The organism is Pseudomonas sp. P5_A2_2, from assembly GCF_054177685.1.
On the sequence record NZ_JBGCUL010000550.1, the window covers coordinates 1 to 3,054 of the forward strand.

Annotated in this window: 3 protein-coding genes; all 3 read left to right on the plus strand. The window is 61.5% G+C overall.

Going from position 1 to position 3,054, the window contains the following annotated elements; translation table 11 throughout:
- Positions 1-642: ABC transporter permease subunit (locus ACXRVY_RS22070; RefSeq protein ID WP_458238236.1), on the plus strand; the 642-nt coding region annotated here is incomplete at its 5' end.
- Between the two features lies 1 nt (position 643).
- A complete protein-coding gene (locus ACXRVY_RS22075) occupies positions 644-2,254 on the plus strand; it encodes an ABC transporter ATP-binding protein (protein ID WP_457266173.1) in 1,611 nt (536 codons plus the stop codon).
- Between the two features lie 20 nt (positions 2,255-2,274).
- Positions 2,275-3,054: enoyl-ACP reductase FabI (gene fabI / locus ACXRVY_RS22080; protein ID WP_458238237.1), on the plus strand; the 780-nt coding region annotated here is incomplete at its 3' end.

Sequence of the window (3,054 nt, forward strand, 5' to 3'; positions counted from 1 at the left end):
GATCAGGGCCGCGATGTGCTGGCCCGGGTGATCTACGGGTTCCGCATATCGGTGCTGTTCGCCCTGACCCTGACCGTGCTCAGCTCGATCATCGGCGTGATCGCCGGGGCCTTGCAGGGTTTCTACGGTGGCTGGGTGGATCTGGCCGGGCAGCGCTTCCTGGAGATCTGGTCCGGGCTGCCGGTGTTGTACCTGCTGATCATCCTCGCCAGTTTCGTGCAACCCAATTTCTGGTGGCTACTGGGGATCATGCTGCTGTTCTCGTGGATGAGCCTGGTGGACGTGGTACGCGCCGAATTCCTGCGCGGGCGTAACCTGGAATACGTACGCGCCGCCCGCGCCCTGGGCATGCAGAACGGTGCGATCATGTTCCGCCACATTTTGCCCAACGCGATGGTCTCGACCATGACCTTCATGCCGTTCATCCTCACCGGCGCCATCGGCACATTGACCGCCCTGGACTTCCTCGGTTTCGGCCTGCCGGCGGGCAGCCCGTCCCTGGGTGAACTGGTAGCGCAGGGCAAATCCAACCTGCRGGCGCCCTGGCTGGGCATCAGCGCCTTTGCGGTGCTGGCCTTGATGTTGAGTTTGCTGGTGTTCATCGGCGAGTCAGCTCGCGATGCCTTCGACCCGAGGAAGTGAAATGAATCAGAACAATCTGATCGAAGTGCGCGACCTGGCCGTCGACTTTGTCGTCGGCAATCGCTGCCAGCGGGCGGTCGAAGGCGTCAGCTTCGACATCAAGCGCGGTGAAACCCTGGCTTTGGTCGGCGAGAGCGGCTCCGGCAAATCGGTAACCGCACACTCGATCCTGCGCCTGCTGCCCTACCCGCTCGCCCGGCATCCGTCCGGCACCATCGTATATTCCGGGCAGAATCTGCTGGACCTGAAAGAAAAAACCATCCGCCACATTCGCGGCAACCGCATTGCAATGATCTTCCAGGAGCCGATGACCTCGCTCAATCCGCTGCACTCGATCGAAAAGCAGATCAACGAGGTGCTGCGCATCCACAAAGGCCTGACTGGCAAAGTCGCGACCAAACGCACGCTGGAGCTGCTGGAGATGGTCGGCATTCCCGAGCCGCACAAGCGCCTCAAGGCCCTGCCCCACGAGCTGTCCGGCGGCCAGCGTCAGCGGGTGATGATCGCCATGGCCCTGGCCAACGAGCCGGAACTGCTGATCGCCGATGAGCCGACCACCGCGCTGGACGTGACCGTCCAGCTGAAAATCCTCGAATTGCTCAAGGAACTGCAGGCCCGATTGGGCATGGCGCTGCTGCTGATCAGCCACGATTTGAACCTTGTGCGAAGAATTGCGCACCGCGTATGTGTCATGCAGCAAGGTTGCATCGTCGAACAGGCATCGTGCGAAGAGCTGTTCCGCGCGCCGCAGCATCCGTACACTCGGGAACTGCTGGCAGCGGAGCCCGGCGGCAAGCCTGCAAGCAACGTGATCGGCCCGCCCTTGCTGGCGGTCGAGGACCTGAAAGTCTGGTTTCCGATCAAGAAAGGCTTGCTCAAGCGCACGGTCGATTATGTGAAGGCGGTCGACGGCATCAATTTCAGCCTGCCCCAGGGCCAGACCTTGGGGATTGTGGGTGAAAGCGGTTCCGGAAAATCGACCCTGGGTCTGGCGATTTTGCGGCTGATCGCCAGCAAAGGCGCCATTCGCTTTGAAGGCCAGCCGCTGGACTGCCTGACGCAGCAACAGGTMCGGCCGCTGCGGCGGGAGATGCAAGTGGTGTTTCAGGACCCGTACGGCAGCCTGAGCCCACGGATGTGCGTGAATGACATCGTTGGCGAAGGCCTGCGGATCCACAAGATGGGCACCGCGGCGGAACAGGAACAAGCGATCATTGCAGTACTCAAGGAGGTAGGCCTGGATCCGGAAACCCGGCACCGCTACCCCCACGAATTTTCCGGTGGGCAACGGCAGAGAATCGCCATTGCCCGGGCATTGGTGTTAAAACCGGCGTTGATTCTGCTGGACGAGCCGACTTCGGCCCTCGACCGCACGGTACAACGCCAGGTAGTGGAGCTTTTACGTTCACTGCAAACCAAGTACAACCTGACGTATCTGTTTATCAGCCATGACCTGGCTGTGGTGAAAGCGCTGAGCCACCAGTTGATGGTGGTCAAGCATGGCCAAGTGGTCGAACAGGGAGACGCGCAAAGCATTTTTGCCGCCCCCCGACATCCGTATACACAGCAGTTGCTGGAAGCCGCTTTTCTGGCTCCGGCCACTGCGCAATAACCTGAAAAGAGGAGCAACACATGGGTTTTCTCGCCGGTAAGCGCGTCCTGATCGTCGGTGTCGCCAGCAAGCTGTCCATCGCATCCGGCATCGCTGCCGCCATGCATCGCGAGGGCGCTGAGCTTGCCTTCACTTATCAGAACGACAAACTCAAGGGTCGTGTCGAAGAGTTCGCACAAGGCTGGGGTTCGAGCCCTGAGCTGTGCTTCCCGTGCGACGTGGCCAGCGATGAAGAAATCGCCAAGGTCTTCGAAGCACTGAGCAAGAAGTGGGACGGCCTGGACTGCATCGTGCACTCCGTCGGCTTCGCCCCGGGCGACCAACTGGACGGCGACTTCACCGAAGCCACCACCCGTGAAGGTTTCCGCATCGCTCACGACATCAGCGCCTACAGCTTCGTGGCCCTGGCCAAGGCTGGCCGCGAAATGATGAAAGGCCGCAACGGCAGCCTGCTGACCCTGTCGTACCTGGGCGCCGAGCGCACCATGCCCAACTACAACGTGATGGGCATGGCCAAGGCTTCCCTGGAAGCTGGCGTACGTTACCTGGCCGGCTCCCTGGGCCCGGACGGTACTCGCGTCAACTGTGTATCGGCTGGCCCGATCCGCACCCTCGCCGCTTCCGGCATCAAGAACTTCCGCAAGATGCTGGCCGCCAACGAAGCGCAAACCCCGCTGCGCCGCAACGTCACCATCGAAGAAGTCGGCAACGCCGGCGCCTTCCTGTGCTCGGACCTGGCGTCCGGCATCAGCGGTGAAATCATGTACGTGGACGGTGGCTTCAACACCACGGCCATGGGC